We start from the raw sequence: 19,075 nt of genomic DNA on the forward strand, positions 1-19,075 counted from the left end.
ATCTCGCTCAACGCTCGCTTTCCGACCCCTCCCAACTTCGTCGGGCGGGGTTCTTAACGTGTTACTGGCACGGCACTTCAAAACTGCACGACGGCCCTACTTGCTTACCAAGTTGCCTCAGTTGCCGAGTTGATCGGCCAAGTCATTGGCTTGGTAGATCGAACGCAGGGCTTCCGGAATGGCCACGCCCGACACACTCACCGCGCGACTTTGTACATCGGTGTAAAGATAGTCACTGGTCAGACTTTGGATGTTGCCATCAAAAATCAGTCCCACCAGCGCCCCGTTGCGATCCACCACGGGTGAGCCACTGTTGCCACCGATGATGTCGGCGGTGCAAACAAAGTTGAGCTGGGTATCCAAATCAATGTTCTCCTTGGAAGACATCCAGGATTCGGGAAGGTCAAAATCTTCTTGCCCCTCGTGCTCCTTCGCATGCGTGAATGCACCTGCAAAGTTCGTCGTGGGATGGACTGTCTCACCCCGTTCTTCGTACCCAGACACAACCCCGAACGCCAAACGCAACGTGAACGTCGCATCGGGATAACCACCCGTTCCCTCAATCGCGGTCGTCGCTTGGGTGATCTCCGCATAAGCTTGCTTTTCGCGTTCGCCGAGTTGCTCACTGATCTCATTGATTCGGCGATACTCGGGTGCGATCACCCGGGCCAAACGAATCATCGGATCCTCCGAAGCCAGGACCGCATCCAACCCACCGTCAATCAAGGCTTTTCGCGTCTCCACGTCTTTGATCTTCGTCCCGGTCACCAGTTCGCTGGCGATCTGTTTGGGCGAACGACCCGCCAAGACTTCTCGCACAACCGCATCGTTCATGCCGCGGCTTTCCAGTAACAAAGCGATTTCATCGGCCAATTTCACCATTTCCAAATCATCGTAGATCGGTGCGGGCGAAAGGATCTGAGCCATCAAAGATTCCCGCCCCGAATCGGTGTAACCCGGCAGTCGTTCTTCGTTGGGTTTGCGGTCTTCTTCTGACAGAATCAGAATTTGAAGCGCGAGTTGGAAAAGCTCACTGCGAAGCGACACCGAACGATCAAGCAACTCAGCCTTCTCCGTCTGCACTTCCGCGATTTCATTCCAAGCTTCGGCCAGCCCGGCGTTCTCAGGCGACTTTGCCAGTTCCGTCAGCAGGCGATCCTGGCGGCCTCGTTTCGATACAAACGTTTGTGGGTCTTGCAGTCCCGCCAACATGCCAGAATAAGCCTTGCGAGCGTTTTGGATCCCGAACAATTCATCGCGTCCGCGACGGGCCGCTTCTTTGCTTTCCAATCGGTACTGTTGAAGCAGGACCTCTTTGCGACGCAGTAAATCCAACACGTGCGGCAGGCGTTCGTCACGCAGGTACTCCAGCGCCTCGACGGTGAAGATTCGCTGTGTGCGCCCGGGATGTCCACTGACGAAAACGAGGTCGCCATCTTCGGCAGGTTGTTCGTTCCACTGCAGGAAGTGTTCCAGCTTGGCTGGTTCCCCATCCTCGTAGACTCGCATCAGCGTCGCGTCGAGGTTGTAACGCGGGTACTCGAAGTTATCTGCATCGCCGCCGAAGAATGCCGCGGCGGTTTCAGGAGCCCACACCAATCGCACGTCCGTGTATTTCTTGTAGCGATAAAGGTGATACTTGGCTCCGCCAAACAATGTCACCACGTCGCTTCGCAAACCGGTTTCATCGAGCGATTCTTTCTCGATTGTCGCGATCACAGCCCGCCGTTGTTTGGCGGCCTCTTCGGCATCCGCGGACTCGGTGATCTGCTCGTTGACTCGCTCGGTCACGTCTTCGATCGAGATCAGTTGATTGAGTTCCAAGTCAGGCGCCTTGAGTTCCTCGGCGAAACTCTTTGCAAGGAACCCATCGTCAATCAGGTTTCGCTCTTTGGAACTCAGCTTCGCCAGCGTGTCACTGGCGACATGATGGTTGGTCAGCACCAAACCATTGGAGGACACAAACGATCCAGATCCTCCCGAGTTGAATCGCACCGACGACAGCTGCAAATGTTTCAGCCATTCTTCGGAGGGCTCGAACTGATGCTGATCTCGCAGCAATTCGCGAGGAACATCGTTGAACAAATACATGCCTTCATCAGCATGCGAATCGCTGGACATTCCAGCCAATGCGAAAACCATGCAACTTCCCGACAAGAACCAACGGCGCACGTGTGCAAACATGATGGAGAAACCAAAAACACGAGGGGACAGAATCCTGAGTCTCTAGTTCAGCCGTTGCGACGGTCGCATGCAACCGGTCGATGCCGATCGAGTGCTGCGTCAGAACTCAGTTTCCGGGTAGCGGAACTCGTCAAGAGTTTCGATTTGCACCCTGAATTGCGAAAGTCTTGACGACTTCCGCTACGACCAAAACCATCATTTGTCGCTTTGACGCAGCATCACGCCGCGTCGGTCAGGTCGCTGTGGCAGAGGCTGCGATAGAACGAATTGCTAGCAAGCAATTGATGATGCGTTCCGACATCGGCGACTTGGCCCATGTCCAACACCGCAACACGGTCAGCCATCGCGAGCGTGCTGGCCCGGTGAGTGATCATGATTCCCGTGCGGTTTTCCAGGAACATTTCCAGGGCACGGTGAATGAGCTGTTCGCTCTCGATATCAATTTGGCTGGTCGCTTCGTCCAGAATCAAAATGTCCGGATCCCGCAGGAAGGCTCGAGCCAGTGCGATTCGTTGCATTTGGCCGCCGGACAGTCGCACGCCGCCAGATCCGAGCAAGGTTTGATAGCCATCGGGTGTTTTCCGGCGAATGAAGTCATCGGCGAAGGCCAATTTGGCGGCGCGAACCACATCGTGAGCGTCCGCGCTGGGACTGCCATAGCGAATGTTGTTCTCGATCGTGTCGTCAAACAACACGGTTCGTTGATTGACCAGTGCGATGCGTCGACGCAAATCGCGTGTCGCCAAGCGGTTGATCGCAACATCGTCGAAACAGACTTCGCCTTCGTGCGGATCGTCAAAACGACAAAGCAAGTTGATCAATGTGCTCTTCCCGCAACCGTTGGGTCCAATCAGGGCGATCGTTTCGCCATGTGGGATCGTCAGGTTGATGCCACGCAAGACCATCGGTCCCGAGGGATATTGGAAGTGGACGCCTTTGAACTGGATCGTGTTGTGCGGTCGATCCAAGTGAACCGGGCTGGCGGGCTCGGTGACACGAATGGGTTCGTCGATGATCTCATAAACGCGATTCGACGCGGCAATGCCACGCTGCAGCGACGTCCAAACATCCGACAATTTGCGGGCTGGATCCGAAGCACCGATCAACATCGCAAAGAACAACAGCACCTGACCGACATCCAGCGGTTGCACGCTCATGCGAATGCCCAGCAAGTGGGTTTGTTGGTTGATGACCAGGTACCCGCCAGCCAAAATCGCCAGTCCGACCATCGTCAAACCGAGCAATTCGCTGCTGCTGCGAGCGAGTGTGTTGTACAACGCCACCTTCATCGAGCGGCGGAAATAGGCCTGCACCCGGGTACGAAAGCGAGCTCGTTCGTAGGCTTGTGTGTTGAATGATTTGACGACGTGAATGCCACCAAAGGCATCGTTGAGCATCCCGTAAAGGCTGCTCATCTCTTCCATCGCTCGGCGGCTGGCGCGGCGAATTGCGCGGCTGAGGTGTTGCATCACAAACGCCATCAACGGCGAAACAATCATCACCAACAACAACAAACGCCAACAAACCGTGGCGGCTCCAAACAAACAAACCGCCATCTTCAGCGGTTCACGGATCAGCCGTCCCAGCAACGTGCTGACCCCCACGGCAATGTGAGCGACGTCGTTGGTCAAACGACTGGTCAGGTTGGCGGAGCCGTTTTGTCCAAAGTGATCGAGGTCCAGGTGCAAGGATTTGCGGAAGTACTTTTCTCGCAGTTCCATCACCGTGCCTTCAGCGACGTACTGAACGAGCATCAGGTTGATCGTCAACGCAACCAATTTGATTGCCGTTCCGCCAACCAACATCGCGACGATGAAAACCAGGGTCGGGAACGCTCCTCGAGGAGCGGCTTGGTCAACCCAAGGCTGAACCCACAACAACCAATCCGCTGTTTTTGCAGACGCGGTTTGTGACAACTCGGCCGAGGAAATTTCGAAGGTGGTGGTGTTGATTTGTTGTTGCAACGAAGCCTTCGCGGCGGCATCGGTCGCTTTTTTTTCCTGTTGTTTCAGCTCGCCCAGCTCGGTCTCCAACTGCGCAATTTGCTCGCGTTGCTGCTCCGCTTGGACTCGCGAACTGGCCAGCCGTTCCTCAACGTACGAGGGTAAATCGTCGCCTTTGAAAACGACTTCCACCATCGGGTACAGCGTGCCGATATTCGCGCCCCACAAAGCTGCAATCACCAACGACGACAACAAAATCCCCAACAAGGACATGCGACGTCGCAGCGACAACTGCAGAACTCGGCGAAAACTCTTCATGGAAGTAAATCAAGCGAGCGGGAAATGGGTTCGGCTGTGCACATGACTACCAAGGCCACATGGCAACGGAGGGCACTGGCGACCATCCGCACTGCCAATGAAGAGCATCAGCAACGATGAGCACATGGCCACCAAAAATCGCTTGTACCAAGTCGCTTGTTTTTCTCGCCAGGGTGATTCGCATCTTGTGACCGAGAGTTCGACTTTGGTAGCGGAATCCCTTGAATCCACGTGTTTTCGCAAAGGGGGATGCTGACCTCTCGCATTCTGAACGCACGCGGAACGACCTGTTCTCGCCCCTCGGTTCCTCCCTCGATCGCCATCCCATGTTGAACACCCCGATTCGCCGAGTTTTCAGCAGGAATCTTCCTGCCACGAATCCATTGACGCCTGGCCGAAACGTGGTGCTCGGACCGTTCGGACGGGCAGTGCTGCTGTTCCTTGGATTGGTGGTGCTGACGGCGTCTTCGGCGTGGGCCCAGCTGCCTCCGCCGGTTCAATTGCCACTTCAAAGCGGTGAAACCATTGTTTCATCCAGCACTTACGTGAATGGAGTCCCCTCCAACGAACCCGGGATCCCCTCCGCTGGCATGGAGGACTACTGGTCGGGATCGCTCGAAATCGGAGCACCGGCACAGGTTCCTCATGTGATCATTCAGGCCCCCGGTCAGCGAAATGTTCGGCATCCCAGTTCGGCTGGGAACCACCACCCGAACGCGGCTCTCGGTCAACCTGCCGGGGGAGTCTCTCACCAGCAAAACTCGGGACAGCTGCACCCCCATTGGCAGCATGCCCATCAAAAAGCGGCCGCGGCCGTCGCTCCATTGACCCATCCCCCCGGCGTTGAAAATGACCCGGGAGCCAAAGGCCCCGGCCGCTTGGGGCTGGGCGAACACTGGGTCAAAAACCCGCAGGCTCGCCCGGCAATTCCCGCTGCGACGGTTCAGCCACGCTGGAAAACACCTTATTCGTACGGCTATTTCGGTGCAGAAGGCAAACGGCACTGGTCCCGACAACACGGCTACAACGATCGATCTTTGCAGTGGTCGCTGCGATAACGCGCTGCAAAATCAACGACCGAGATCTACAATGGGTGGCTCGACGAGGACCGGTTCTGATCCAGGACCCTTCGCATCGTGCCGACGTCCCCCAAAAAACACCCACTCGATCGACCACCATGACATCTGATTCTTCGCCGTCGCGCCCGCCCGCTTCCTCCGCTGGCGGTCCTCCTCCAGGAGTTGGCCGACCCGGACATGCTCCCCTGCCCGAGCCCAGCGTGATTCCAGAAGAAGGTTGGCACTGCGGTCACTACTTCTATCGTTTCCGCCGCGAAATGTTTGACGGTGCGATCGCACCCAATCATCGCGAGCAGTTCCTGGCGGCGCTGAACCCCACCGGCGATGCGGTCCCAGAACGTTTGGCGACGTACTGGATCAGCGGTCACGATTGTGACTTCGGCGTCATGGTGATGGATCCCGATCCAGCCAAGGTCGATGGCATTCATCAATCGATCATGGCACCGGGAATTGGTCGGTTGATTGAACCCGCGTGGTCGTTCGTCTCGGTCAGCGAAGTGAGCGAATACGTTCCTTCGATCGAAGAGTATCGGCGGCGATTGATCAAAGAAGGCAACGCACCGGACTCACCTGAGTTGGCCGCGAAAGTGGCTGCTTACGAGCGACGTTTGCCGATGATGAATCGCAATCGCTTGCAACCTGAGATTCCGGATTGGCCATCGGCGTGTTTCTATCCGATGAACAAGAGCCGTGTCCCGGGTGCCAACTGGTTCATGGAACCGTTCAGTGCTCGCAACCAAATGATGGCCGAACACGCCCAAAGCGGAATGGCTTTCGCGGGCAAGGTCAGCCAACTGATTTCAGTCGGCGTGGGACTGGATGACTGGGAATGGATGGTGACCTTGTGGGGTCGCAACCCTCAGTACCTCAAAGACATCGTCTACAAGATGCGATTCGATCAAGCGAGCGCCAAGTACGCCGAGTTCGGGCCTTTCTACGTCGGCTACAAAGCGGATGCGGACGCGATTCTGAACCACTGCCGTTTGCTGTAAAACCGGACGAGCATCCATGACTGTCGTGTTGGTCGAGCGTTGCTAAGCATCGCGTGAGAAAATAAGTGCCAAATTTTGTAGTGGACGAGGCGAAGAGTCCCGCCGCTTGGGACTCGTCGCCTCGTCCACCACGTCGGTTGTTTGTCACGCGATGCTAAGTCGATTTCACAGGACCAATGTTTTGGTCCAGATACGAGCGTGTGTGATCGAGCACGGATTCATAGCTGAGCGGTTCGACGTCTTCGCCAATCAACTCCACTTCGATCGGTCCGGAGTATCCCAGTTCCAAGACTCGATGAACCAGTGACTGAATCGGCACGCAGCCTTCGCCTAGCAAGCAACGATTCATCTCGCCGAGTGGACTGTGGCGACCGTCGCCCAATTGCATCAAATGCATGAACGGAACGACGTGAGGCAACATGTCCAGCACCCGGTCGTCCATCCCGACGTGATAGGTGTCCAACACGATTCCCAGATTGGAACTGTCGACGATATCGAGAATCTCGAGGGTCGATTCCAAGTCGTTGACGAACGACCATTCCACACCGCAACCGGCGTGGATGGGTTCCAGCGAAAGCTTCACGCCGAATTCCTCGGCGATGATGGCCAGGTGAGACAACGCGTCACAGAGCGTTCGCCGGGCGTGTTTGCGAATGTGGTTGTTTCGACCACCCGCCAACACAATCAACGTTTCGGCTCGCAGTTCCGCTGCGTCGCGGACCGCGCCCATCGCGTCGCGAACTGCATCATCGAATCCGCGGCCGTCGCTGCCGGTGAACCCACCGACCCAACTCAGCGAGGTGACTTGCAAGTTCGTCTCGGCCAATAGCTCCACCGCTCGATCGATTCCCAGGTCATCGAGCTTGGGTCGAAACAAGCCAATGCCTTCGAAACCTCGGTCGGAATACGCTTGAGCGTCTTGCTCGAATTCCCATCGAAGAGTCGACAATTGGTTGATCGCCAAGGTGTTCATAGACGGTGGGAAAAGAGGAGGATCGAACTCGCCCGGCTTGGGTTCCAAAGCGGGCGTGGGCATCGGAGTATGCCGACGCGTGGTCGCAGTGTAAAGATTCGTTTTGGTCTCTGCAGGCTTCCCCTCTCATTTGAGTGGACCGCTATGGTATTGCTTGCAAATGAACGGATTTGCTAGCAAATCGACTTACCAATGAATCGTTGATTTTGACTTCACGCGTTTGATTTCCCCACCTCCTTGCCACTTCGATTGGTTTCCTCATGGTTGCTTTTTGTCGTTACGTTGATTCTTCCGGTGCCACTCGTTTGGCGATTCGAAAAGAAACCGAAACCCAATTGGCTCCTCGTCCCAAAGTTTGTCCCGTTGGCGATTTACTGGGTGCGGAAGTCGAACAAAAATGGCTCCAAGGCAACACACTCTTTTCGCTCGGCCAAGCGGACTTCGATCAGCTGCCCACCCCCGATGAATCTCAGTGGACCGACGCCCCGGAACAACTGTTGCCCCCGGTGCCCTGCCCGGAAAAGATTCTGTGCATTGGCTTGAACTACCTCGATCACGCAATTGAAACAGGAGCCGAAAAACCCTCCCTGCCGGTCGTGTTCAGCAAATTCAATTCTGCGTTGGTCGGGCACGGCCAAGACATTGTGCTGCCTAAGATCAGCGACAAAGTCGACTACGAAGCCGAATTGGTGGTGGTCATCGGCAAAACCGCCCGCCACGTGGATGCCAGCGAGGCGATGAAGGCAGTCTTCGGATATGCGGTTGGCCACGATGTGTCGTCGCGAGATTGGCAAAAGGGGCGTCCCGGCGGCCAATGGTTGGTGGGCAAATCTTTCGACACGTTCGCACCTCTGGGTCCTGCCGTGGTCACCGCCGATGAAATTCCAGATCCAGGGAATCTCCCGATTCGCTTGCATATCAACGGCGAAACCCTGCAAGAGAGCAAAACGGATCAGCTGATCTTCGACATTCCAGCGCTGATCGCTCACTTGTCGAAGTTCATGACCCTGAAACCCGGCGACCTGATTTTCACGGGCACCCCATCGGGAGTCGGTGACGCTCGAACACCACCTCGCTACTTGGCACCGGGTGATCGCTGCGTGGTGGAAATCGATGGCATCGGTCGCTTGGAAAACACCTGCCAAGCCGAAGCTTGACGTCGAAGGAACGCGGGAATTTCCATCACCCTCCCTCCGGGGAGGTCGATGATAAATGCTGGTTAAGACGAGACTTATGAGTTGAACCACTTTTCTCGTTCCCAGGCTCTGCCTGGGAACGCAATGCACTGCAGGCTCCGCCTGCTGAGACAGAATCGGGAGGCGGAGCCTCCAAGACAGTCTGTTCCCAGGCAGAGCCGGGGAACAAGGAATCTTGATCCAACAGAACGGCGGACCTTTCCAAGCATGTCGCTGCCGGATGTGCGTCGCGAAGCCTCCTTCATTCGGCCTACGGCGGCTCAGCACACTCGGCTGAGTCACTCATGAAATCGACATTTCCCGAGAGGGGTCGTGCATGAATGCAGCACCGTGCCGGTCCACACCGGCCAAAACCACCCAAAAGGACTGCAAAAACAGCCAAAAACCCTTCTACTGGCGGGTTCGAACCATTTTTCTCTCCCAATGCGGTTGCAACCACCGTCAGAATAAGCATGATTGTTGCAACTGATTCGCAATATCAGCATCGACGACGCAGCAAGCGACGAGCTTCTCGCTCTCTAGCCAGCCACGCTCGATCCGTCCCCCGTCCGGGGACGTTTCCCGTTCCGTGACTTCTCGGCTGGAGATAACCATGCCCATTTCTGTGCGCTTCTGCGCCCCTGCTTTCGTTTCGACTTCCGTCGCCGCTTCCAATACACCGCTGGCGACCTCGAACCGAACCGTGCTCCTTCGTCGCAACCGACGAGCCTTCACACTGGTCGAACTGTTGGTGGTGATCGCCATCATCGGTGTGTTGGTGGGGTTGTTGTTGCCCGCCGTGCAATCCGCTCGAGCCGCTGCTCGTCGGATGAGTTGCAGCAACAATCTCAAACAGATTGGGTTGGCCCTTCACAACTACCACGGCACCTTCCAGAAGTTTCCTGAAGGTTCACGGCTGAGCAATTTCTTGGGCCCTTTGACGGCTGCCCTGCCGTTTTTGGAAGAGGCCAACACGTACCAACAATTTGATTTCAGCCGTTCGTACTCCGATCCCATCAACCAAGAAGTCGCAGCACAAACCATCGCGACTTACCTGTGCCCATCGATGGTTTTGCCTCGAAGTGTTCCCGACACTGATCTGAACGAGACCGGTGGTCCTTCCAGCTACCTCGCGTGCGAAGGCACCGCCGCTTACATGCCCAAAGCCGATGGGATGTTTGGTTTGAATTGGACCGCCTACGGATACAACAACCCGGCGGCTGGCTTCCGAGACTTGATCGACGGCAGCAGCAACACCATCGCCTATGGCGAAACGACCTATGACATGGCGGACTACTTGTGGACCAGTCCCGCCAGCGTCGCTGGAACGGTGAAGTGGGGAACCGCTCGTTGGGTGCTTGGCTACCCCAAGGTTTCGCTCGGGACCAGCCAAAAGGAACTCAACGTTCACAACGCGGCGAACAACGGCGGGTTCCAAAGCATGCACGAAGGCGGCGTCTACTTCCTGTTTGGCGACGGCAGTGTGCGGTTCACGACGGAGTTCCTCGACCGCGACCTGCTGAATGCCATGGCCACTCGCAATGGTCACGAAGTGGTCGAGGATGCCCCATGACTCGCTCGTCCCAACTCTCTTGCATGCGCCTGATCGCTGTTGCTCTGATCTCGGTGTTGCCGCTGGGTTGTTCCGATTCGACGGAGCCGGAACGTGTCGAAGTCTCGGGGCATGTCACTCTCGGTGGCAAACCCTTGCCCCGTGCGATGATCCGGTTTGTCGCCATCAAAAGTGAACCGGGGCTTCACGACAGCGTTACCATGATTTCAGAAGGACATTTTGCCTTCGATTCGACCAATGGTCCCTCACCGGGGGAGCATCACGTGATGATCACGCCCATGGAACCTGAAATGAACGAAGCAGTGGCGGCCATCCAGAACGGTGAGCGAGATCCATTGAACGCTCGATCGATTCCGGCCCGCTATCAGAGCACCGGTCAACTTCGGGCAACCATCGACGCCGCCAACGTCCAACCGTTGACGTTTGAACTGACCAAGCGTTGAGAACGTGAACAATGACGCGTGCCAATTTCGGCCACGTCATTCGCGTCAACTGTCGCGTCGCCCCAGCGAGCGACTCTTTCCCAGACAAACCCAATCCCTCTGTAACAGTCAATCATCATGAAAATCTCAAAGAAACGACAACTGCTCACCCTGGCCCTGATCCTGAGCGGGACCACTTCCGCCTCGGCTCACTTCCCTTGGCTTGCTTCCGATGCCAAGGGACATGCGGTCATGTGGTTCGGCGAATCGACCGACGACCGCACTTACCCGATGCCCGAAGCGGTCCAGCAGATCGAATTGCACAGCACCAACGCATCGATTGCTGACAAAACGATCGAGATGAAACCGGTTGAAACGGATGACTTGGTCGGCATCCAAAGCCCGCAACCGATTCCCACTGGGGACGAGATCGCCGGATCGGTCACCTACGGTCTGTACCACGGCATGAAGCTGACCTATCACGTCGAGCACCTGCCACAGAATGACGCGAAGGCTTGGCCCAGCGAACCACGTCCGGGAGCCGCTTTGCAAACGGTGATCACATCCGCAAAGAATGGCGACATCCAAGTTCAATTGCTGCGTGATGGCCAACCCTTGCCCGAAACAGAAGTCAAACTGTTCTGCGAAGACGGCCACGAAGCCGGAACCGAAACCACCAACAGCAACGGCCGCGTGTCGTTCTCTTCCGAGATCATTGAACCGGGGCTCAACTCGGTCATGGCCGGCATCACCGACAAGAACGCCCCAGGGGAACTCGGCGGCGAGGAATACTCCAGCACAGCCGACTACTTGACCGCGTCGTTTCGAATCTCGTCGGACGCGGCTGCGGCCAAAAAGCAAACCGAATCACCCCAGGTGATCGCCGGCAGCAACGTATCGATCCACCCTTCGGGGCTTGCCGATCTGCCCGAGGAACTGACCAGTTTCGGGGCCGCGTTCCTGAACGGAACCCTCTACGCCTACGGCGGGCACACCGGCAGCGCTCACTCGTATTCGACCGCCGAACAATCCAATCGCCTCTGGGCTTTGGACACCACCGACGAGAACGCGAAGTGGGAAACGGTTGCCACCGGCCCTCGTTTGCAAGGGTTGGCCTTGGTCGCTCATGGCGACCGATTGATTCGCATCGGTGGCTTCACGGCGGTCAACGACACCGGCGAAGAACACGACCTGCGATCGCAATCCGCCGTGGCCAGTTTTGACCCCCAGACAAAATCCTGGAGCGACCTTCCCGCCCTGCCCGAAGGCCGATCTTCGCTGGACGCGGCGGTTCTCGGGGACACCGTTTACGTCTTCGGCGGATGGAGTCTGAACGGCGAAAGCGAAGACAGCACCTGGCACTCTACCGCTTGGTCGCTGGATCTGGCCCACCCCGATGCGGGATGGCAATCCGTCGCGACGCCCCCCTTCCAACGACGAGCCATCAGCGTCGCCGCTCAGGATGGCAAACTGTTCGTGGTCGGTGGCATGCGGTCCGAAGGTGGCCCGACCACCCGAGTCGATGTCTACGACCCGTCGGCCAAGACTTGGTCGTTGGGCCCCGCCCTTCCCGGATCCGGAATGGCCGGTTTTGGGTCCTCTGCTTTCGCCGCCGGCGATCGGTTGTACGTCACCACCCTGGATGGTTTTGTCCACCGCTTGGCTGCCGAGGGGGAGACCTGGGAAACGGTCGCCAAGGTCGAACCGGCCCGGTTCTTTCACCGCATGCTTCCGGTCGCCGATGACCGCTTGGTGATGCTGGGCGGAGCCAACATGGAAGTCGGCAAATTCACCTCCGTCGACGCCATCCAGATCGACGATTCGAAGTGACCTGAGCGACCACCGTCCGGTTCTCTCGCCGCCGACCTCCCGGCCCTCCACCAAGAGAGGTCGTGCAGTTTTCGAGTGCTGTGTCAGCAGCGTCTTGAGAACCCCGCCCGTGCAGCGGGAGGGGTCGGAAAGCGAGCTTTCCGGGGGAGGCTATCCTCGCCGCATCCCATGCTCGGCCCCCTCCCTCGCGTACGCCTGAACGGCGTCGCTCGACCACTCCCCAAACTTCGTTTCGGGAGAGGTACGCCGTGTGTAAATCTGCCGAAAAGCGGCATCAAAAAACTGCACTACCTCAGTGCTCGGGAGGGCTTTTTTTGCCCCGCCATCGCCCCTCGGTTCCAGCGGAACATGCCCCCCTGCTCTGGCGCCTTCAGCCTGTGGATGGAGCCAGAGGCCGACTACTCCGACGTCGATTCGGCGACCCATCGAGCGTATCCCAGCGACGCGTTCTCGACTGGCAGCGCGATGATCTGAGGCTCATCGTAGGGATGGTTCTGGACCAGCCATTCGATCACCTGAGCGGTTCGTTGATGAGCGGTTTTGATGACCACGCGGAACTCTTTTTCTGAACACGACCGACCCTCCCAAACGTAGTGGCTGATGATCGGGGAATCGATCTGCACGCAGGCTGCCAAACGCTCCTGCAGCAACCCCTTGGCGATCGCCTCCGCCTGCTCCATGGACTGGACCGTCGACCACAAAACGGTCAGACGAGGGTCTTCCGGCGTCTTCGAAACGAACTTTTTTAGATCGTTTTCAGATTCTTTTTTGGTGCTCATGGACCCTCGTTTTCACCCCCGAAACGCCTGTGGATAACCTGTCATTTCACTGTCTGAAGTCTGTCTAAAAATGTCTGACTTCTGACCACCTTCGGCAAGCCGCTGTCTAGGTGTGTTCGAAGTCGGTCCAACTTCAGACAGTTTTGAGACATTCAAACGACAGGTTATCCACAGCTGTGAAAAGGTCGTTTTGAACGTGTTTTGCCGTCTCAATCGAGTTTCAAACAGCGTTTTCAGACATTCCCTGTCCACGCATTACGACGACGACGGTAAATCAATTAGTACTATTTGATAGCAAACATCCAAGGAAGAACCGCCCCAGCTCAGACCCGGTTTCCGTCCGTGTCCGTCTCGGGCTCGCCAGCGAAGCTTTCAGGGGATGCCAATCCGAAGCGATCGCGTTACAACTTGGACCGCCCTGAGCAACGTGTTTGCCGCGAAGCATGCGGGGCTCGGCCGGCAGTTGTCGGCGTTCCTGCCCTGTCTCTTTTTTCAATCGCTCCGATGAAGATCACCTGCCAACGAGACATCCTCGCCAACGCTTTCGTCCTCGCTGCATCGATTGCTCCGAGCCGTTCGCCGAAGGAGATTTTGCAGAACGTCAAAGTCACCGCCGCCGGCGACAAGATCACGCTGATGGCGACCGACCAGGAGGTCGGAATTCGGTTGGATGTGACCGAAGGTATCGAAGTCGAAACCGAGGGCACCGCTCTGCTGCCAGTGGCCCGCACCGGACCGATTCTGAGAGAGAGCAACGACGAAACGATCACCATCGAAACCGATGAAGCCGGAATCAAAATTTCGGGCAGCCGCAGCAAGTTTCGCTTGCCCGGAAACAACCCCGATGAATTCCCCAGCGTCCACGAATTCGACGAGTCGAAGTACCACCAAATCAGCACCCGCACGTTTCGTGAAATGCTCCGCCGGACCGTGTTCGCGACCGACTCGGAAAGCAGCCGCTACGCCCTCGGCGGCGTGCTGTTGGAGATGGAAGAAAATTCCGTCATCGCGGTGGGGACCGATGGCCGGCGATTGGCTCGCATGGAAGGCACCGGAGAATCGGTCGGCGGGCACGCGACCAGCGGCATGACCACCATCGTGCCGACGCGAGCGATCGGTTTGATCGAACGAGCCCTCAGCGACAAGGACGATTTCGTTGAGGTCGCCTCGCGCGGAAACGACCTGCTGATTCGGACCCCTCGAGCGGTCATCAGCAGCCGCTTGGTCGAAGGTCGCTATCCGAACTGGCGCCAGGTTTTGCCCCAGCGAGAAAACGCGATTCAGATCGATGTGGTCGTCGGGCCGTTGTTCGCTGCCCTCCGCCAAGCCGCGATTGTGACGGACCTGGACAGCCGCGGGGTCGACTTCACCTTCGCCGACGGCACGCTGAAGTTGGAAGCCAAGACCGCTGACCTGGGAGAATCACAAATCGAGCTGCCGATCGCTTACGACGGCGAGCCGATCACGCTGACGATGGACCATCGCTACCTGGCCGATTTCTGCAAGGTGATGGACAACGAGTCGACCGTGGTGATGGAAATTGAATCGGCGAAGTCCCCCGCCCTGATGCAGACCGACGACGGATACGCTTACGTCATCATGCCGATGGCTCGTGATCGGTGATCGCCATGGGACAGCCGCCCCAGTCATCCGGCGGTGAATCCGGTCGGGGTGAACGACGTCGCGAGGAACCAGGTCGCGGTGCGAGTTCGTCGAAACGACGACCTCCTAAACTGGTCGAAGAGAAACCCAGCGGGCCGCGAAAAATCGGCAGCTTGGTTTCACAATTGATGAGCCGACGAGGCTACGCTTCCGTGGGGGCCGAGTCGGCTTTGACGGGAACGATCAAGTCGGCCGTTGATGCCTCGATCGCTTCTTCGTTTCGAGTTGGCAAATTGCAACGCGGCGTGCTGATGATCTACGCGGTCGACAGCGTCGTGATGCAGGAGCTGACCTTTCAAAAACGCCGCATTCTGAAAAAGTTGGCCAAGGAACACCCGCAAGCCAAGATTCAGGACCTGCGTTTCAAGGTCCAGGCGGAGTAGTTCGATCGGTCGGACTGGCATCCTTGCGTTTTTGAAATCCGATTGGGTACGTTAGTAAGCACCTCGTCAGCACCAAAGTTGAGGAGCATCACCGTAGCGGAAGTCGTCAAGACTTTCGAGATTTCGTCATGCAAGTCAAAACTCTTGACGAGTTTCGCTACCCTCAAATGAGGCTTTGACAAGCCACTCGCTCGTCCGCCATTTCCACTGGATTCCCCATGCTTTCCGCTCGCGTCATTCCCTGCCTCGATGTCCATGGCGGACGCGTCGTCAAAGGCACCAACTTCGTGAACCTGCGAGACGCGGGCGATCCCGTCGAAGTGGCTCGGCGGTACGAAGCCGAAGGCGCCGATGAACTGGTGTTCTTGGACATCACGGCCAGCCACGAAGAACGAGCGATCCTGTTGGATGTCGTTCGTCGCACGGCGGAACAGGTCTTCATGCCACTGACGGTTGGCGGCGGTGTGCGAACGGTCGATGACGTGCGAGCGTTGCTGTCGGCCGGTTGCGACAAAGTCTCGATCAATTCGGCGGCTGTGACCAACCCCGATTTTATCCGGCAAGCCGCCGATCGTTTCGGGCGACAATGCATCGTGGTCAACATCGATCCCAAACGAGTCCAGAGAGACGGCGAGGAGTTTTGGGAGGTGCACATCAATGGCGGCCGCAAACCGACCGGACTGCAAGCGGTCGAGTGGGCCAAACGAGTCGAGGAGCTGGGAGCCGGCGAGATCGTGCTGACCAGCATGGATGCAGACGGGACCTGCGATGGCTACGACATTCCGATCACCCGGGCGGTCAGTGAAGCGGTTCGGATTCCTGTCGTCGCCAGTGGCGGTGCTGGACACCCAGATCACCTCGTCGAAGCCATTCGGGATGGCAAAGCCGACGCGGTTTTGGCGGCCAGCATTTTCCACTTCGGGACCCACCCAATCGGGCAAACCAAGCAGCACATGGCTGAGGCTGGGATCCCCGTTCGGATGCCCGCGGAACCTTTTGCCACATGACGGATCGTCAACGGTGCCTTGACCGTCTTGGCGGTGGGAAGGAACATGGCGGTTTCCGTTGGCGGAAGCAGCTTTCGAGCTTCCAACCGTTTTCTTGAACCGAGTCGTTTACCGTGTCTGATGTGGTCCCCGTCCGAAACGCATTGATCAGTGTCAGCGACAAGATGGGGCTGGCAGATTTTGCCGCCGGATTGTCCGCCGCTGGAGTCACGATTTACAGCACTGGTGGGACTCGGGCCCATTTGGAGCAATCCGGTATCGAGGTCGAAGACGTGGCCGAGTACACCGGATTTCCGGAAATGCTCAACGGCCGTGTCAAAACGCTGCACCCACGGATTTTCGCGGGCATCCTGGCTCGCCGAGATCTCGACGAGCACATGGACACCATCGCCGACCATGACATCGAGCCATTCGATTTGGTCGTCGTGAACCTGTATCCCTTCGCCGCCACGGTCAGCCGAACTGGAGCGACCCGCGAAGAGTGCATCGAACAGATCGACATTGGCGGCCCCAGCCTGGTCCGTGCTGCCGCAAAGAACCACGGCGATGTCGCGATCGCGACCAGCCCCGAGCAGTACAGCGAGATCCTCGACCAGCTGGAAAACTCGGGCGGAACGACCGATGAGCTTCGCACCCAGCTCGCCGCCGAAGCCTTTGATCACACTGCTGGCTACGATCGAGCCATTGCCGATTACATGCAAGGTGATGCCGTCGGTGGCGAATTTCCAGCCACCATGCACGTGTCGCTGCGACGCAAAACTCAATTGCGATACGGCGAGAACCCACACCAACGCGCCGCGTTGTATTCCGATTCATCAGAACGATCCGCGAACTTGGTCTCGGCTCGCCAGATCAGTGGCAAGGAGTTGTCGTACAACAACCTGCTGGATCTGGATGCCGCACTCGACATCGCTCGCGGTTTTGCTGACCCCGCCGTCTCGGTCATCAAACACAACAACCCCTGTGGTGCTGCGACCGGCGACACTTTGTCCGACGCGGTCGACAAAGCGATGGCCGGTGACCCGTTGTCCGCCTTTGGTTCCGTCATTGGGATGAACCGAACGCTCGACGAAGCCACCGCCGAATTCCTCTGCCAGCCCGGTTTGTTCATCGAAGCCATCGTGGCGCCGGATTACGAGGCCGGCGCCGTTGGATTGCTGACGACCAAACCACGTTGGAAAGACAACGTTCGGTTGATGCAAGTCGGCCGTTTGGACGAACCCGCTCGTAAAGTCGCACGCCGATTCATCAGCGGCGGCATGCTGGTGCAAGACGCCGACCGGATGGTCAGCTCGCCTTTGCAGTGGAACACCGTCACCGAAACGCCTGTCGACGATGACTTGTGGGACGACATCTCGTTTGGTTGGGAAATGGTTCGTCACGTGAAGAGCAACGCAATTGTGTTGGCCAAAGACACATCGCTGATCGGTGTGGGAGCCGGCCAAATGAGCCGCGTCGACAGTGTCGAAATCTCGATCAAAAAAGCCGGTGAGCGGTCCGAGGGATCGATTTTGGCGTCCGACGCGTTCTTCCCCTTCCCCGATTCGATCGAAGCGGCCGCCAAAGCCGGCGTGCTGGCAATCATTCAACCCGGCGGTTCACGTCGTGATGACGAAGTGATTGCGGCTTGCGACGAACACGAAATCGCGATGGTCTTCACCGGTCGTCGTCACTTCAAACACTGATCGACCGAGAGCATTGCGATGACGATTCTCGACGACATCCTGGTAAAAACCCGCCAAGTCATCGCGCGTGATCAAGCTTCCGTGCCGTCTGCGGAACTCGTCGCGGCGGCGAAGGATCTTCCCGCATGCCGAGACTTTCATGGCTCGCTTGCGGCGACCGAGCAAGTTCGCTTGATCGCCGAAGTCAAACGAGCCAGTCCATCAGCCGGACTGATCCGAGAAGACTTTGACCCACCGACGATCGCCAAGTCATACGAAGACGGAGGAGCCGCTTGCATCAGCGTGCTCACCGACGAACCGTTCTTTCAGGGGTCGCTGGACTTTCTTCGGGCCGTTCGCTCGGCGGTTGATTTGCCAATCCTTCGCAAGGATTTCATCGTCGATCCCTATCAACTGCTGCAAGCCCGCGTCGCCGGTGCCGATGCGGTGTTGTTGATCGCCGAATGTCTCTCGCCGCAGCAACTGATCGAGATGGATGAGCAAGCCGCTGAGTTGGGTTTGCAAACGCTGATTGAACTCTACGAACCAGAGAACCTGGCTCCGGTTCTGGCGACCAAGACCCGGTTGGTTGGAATCAACAACCGAGACCTGCGAACGTTCGAAACCGATCTGCAGCACTGCGTCCGTTTGGCCGCGGACATTCCATCGGATCGCTTGGTGGTCGGCGAGAGCGGCATCCGAACCGCGGATGATGTTGCGATGCTGAAAGCAGGTGGCATCAAAGCCATCTTGGTCGGCGAATCGCTGATGCGCCAGCCCGACATCACGATCGCCACCAAAGCGTTGCTTGCCCGCTGAGGAGGTCGTGCCGTTTCATCACCCTCTCTTTGGAAACCGATTTGATCGAAGAGGGATTTCTCACGTAGGCCGGATCAAGCCGCTTCGGCGCAGCTCCGGCAGATCTGCTCCACTCTCAAATAGATCCAGCCCGATGAAATCAACGGATGAGCCTCGACTTGAAGCTAAGCAGGTGTCATCGGGTATGTGAGCCGCTGGCGTTAGCCACGGTTTTCACGCACAACCGGGGCTAACGCCCAAACGGCTCACATGGTTGTGCTTGATCACTCCTG

Annotated in this window: 15 protein-coding genes; 11 read left to right on the forward strand and 4 right to left on the reverse strand. The window is 57.5% G+C overall.

All coding sequences use genetic code 11. The features are described from left to right. Positions 1–117: 117 nt before the first annotated feature. Together RISK_RS22015 and RISK_RS22020 are read right to left on the reverse strand one after the other, a co-directional pair. Positions 118–2,184, reverse strand: a complete 2,067-nt coding sequence (locus tag RISK_RS22015; RefSeq protein ID WP_236696569.1) for a S46 family peptidase — start codon at positions 2,182–2,184, stop codon at positions 118–120. A 218-nt stretch (positions 2,185–2,402) separates the two neighbouring features. Further along, the gene (locus RISK_RS22020) at positions 2,403–4,445 is read right to left on the reverse strand and encodes an ABC transporter ATP-binding protein (RefSeq protein WP_047816453.1); all 2,043 of its coding nucleotides are present in this window, start codon (positions 4,443–4,445) and stop codon (positions 2,403–2,405) included. Positions 4,446–4,771: 326 nt separating this feature from the next. Here RISK_RS22020 and RISK_RS22025 point away from each other — a divergent pair, with 326 nt between their 5' ends. Next, positions 4,772–5,503 (forward strand): hypothetical protein, encoded by a 732-nt coding sequence (locus RISK_RS22025; protein ID WP_236696570.1) that lies wholly within the window; start codon positions 4,772–4,774, stop codon positions 5,501–5,503. 119 nt (positions 5,504–5,622) lie between these two features. Continuing rightward, on the forward strand, positions 5,623–6,516 hold the full coding sequence (hemQ, locus tag RISK_RS22030; protein ID WP_236696571.1) for a hydrogen peroxide-dependent heme synthase: 894 nt from the start codon (positions 5,623–5,625) through the stop codon (positions 6,514–6,516). 154 nt (positions 6,517–6,670) lie between these two features. On the opposite strand, the gene RISK_RS22035 is transcribed toward hemQ, so the two are convergent. Continuing rightward, positions 6,671–7,489, reverse strand: coding sequence for a sugar phosphate isomerase/epimerase family protein (locus RISK_RS22035; RefSeq protein WP_047816454.1), 819 nt, complete (start codon positions 7,487–7,489; stop codon positions 6,671–6,673). 260 nt (positions 7,490–7,749) lie between these two features. Between RISK_RS22035 and RISK_RS22040 the strand changes: the two genes are divergently transcribed. The 4 genes from RISK_RS22040 to RISK_RS22055 all read left to right on the forward strand — a co-directional run bounded on the left by RISK_RS22040 (position 7,750) and on the right by RISK_RS22055 (position 12,489). Continuing rightward, a complete protein-coding gene (locus tag RISK_RS22040) occupies positions 7,750–8,646 on the forward strand; it encodes a fumarylacetoacetate hydrolase family protein (RefSeq protein ID WP_047816455.1) in 897 nt (298 codons plus the stop codon). Positions 8,647–9,277: 631 nt separating this feature from the next. Then, positions 9,278–10,237 (forward strand): DUF1559 family PulG-like putative transporter, encoded by a 960-nt coding sequence (locus RISK_RS22045; RefSeq protein ID WP_236696573.1) that lies wholly within the window; start codon positions 9,278–9,280, stop codon positions 10,235–10,237. Continuing rightward, positions 10,234–10,680, forward strand: coding sequence for a transthyretin-like family protein (locus RISK_RS22050; RefSeq protein ID WP_047816456.1), 447 nt, complete (start codon positions 10,234–10,236; stop codon positions 10,678–10,680). The genes RISK_RS22045 and RISK_RS22050 overlap by 4 nt, the downstream gene beginning before the upstream one ends. A 117-nt stretch (positions 10,681–10,797) precedes the next feature. Continuing rightward, a complete protein-coding gene (locus tag RISK_RS22055; RefSeq protein ID WP_047816457.1) occupies positions 10,798–12,489 on the forward strand; it encodes a Kelch repeat-containing protein in 1,692 nt (563 codons plus the stop codon). A 398-nt stretch (positions 12,490–12,887) separates the two neighbouring features. Here the strand turns inward: RISK_RS22055 and cutA are convergent, their stop codons facing one another. After that, positions 12,888–13,268 (reverse strand): divalent-cation tolerance protein CutA, encoded by a 381-nt coding sequence (cutA, locus tag RISK_RS22060; protein ID WP_047816458.1) that lies wholly within the window; start codon positions 13,266–13,268, stop codon positions 12,888–12,890. Positions 13,269–13,772: 504 nt separating this feature from the next. Here cutA and dnaN point away from each other — a divergent pair. The 5 genes from dnaN to trpC all read left to right on the forward strand — a co-directional run bounded on the left by dnaN (position 13,773) and on the right by trpC (position 18,803). Continuing rightward, complete coding sequence (dnaN, locus tag RISK_RS22065) at positions 13,773–14,891, forward strand: DNA polymerase III subunit beta (protein ID WP_047816459.1); 1,119 nt, start codon at positions 13,773–13,775, stop codon at positions 14,889–14,891. Between the two features lie 5 nt (positions 14,892–14,896). Then, a complete protein-coding gene (locus RISK_RS22070) occupies positions 14,897–15,313 on the forward strand; it encodes a DUF721 domain-containing protein (RefSeq protein ID WP_236696574.1) in 417 nt (138 codons plus the stop codon). A gap of 218 nt (positions 15,314–15,531) precedes the next feature. Next, complete coding sequence (hisF, locus tag RISK_RS22075) at positions 15,532–16,320, forward strand: imidazole glycerol phosphate synthase subunit HisF (RefSeq protein ID WP_047816461.1); 789 nt, start codon at positions 15,532–15,534, stop codon at positions 16,318–16,320. A gap of 113 nt (positions 16,321–16,433) precedes the next feature. After that, the gene (gene purH, locus RISK_RS22080; protein ID WP_173442714.1) at positions 16,434–18,005 is read left to right on the forward strand and encodes a bifunctional phosphoribosylaminoimidazolecarboxamide formyltransferase/IMP cyclohydrolase; all 1,572 of its coding nucleotides are present in this window, start codon (positions 16,434–16,436) and stop codon (positions 18,003–18,005) included. 18 nt (positions 18,006–18,023) lie between these two features. Continuing rightward, the gene (gene trpC, locus RISK_RS22085) at positions 18,024–18,803 is read left to right on the forward strand and encodes an indole-3-glycerol phosphate synthase TrpC (RefSeq protein ID WP_047816462.1); all 780 of its coding nucleotides are present in this window, start codon (positions 18,024–18,026) and stop codon (positions 18,801–18,803) included. Positions 18,804–19,075: the final 272 nt, after the last annotated feature.

The sequence above is a fragment of the Rhodopirellula islandica genome, from assembly GCF_001027925.1.
Taxonomy (GTDB): Bacteria; Planctomycetota; Planctomycetia; order Pirellulales; family Pirellulaceae; genus Rhodopirellula; species Rhodopirellula islandica.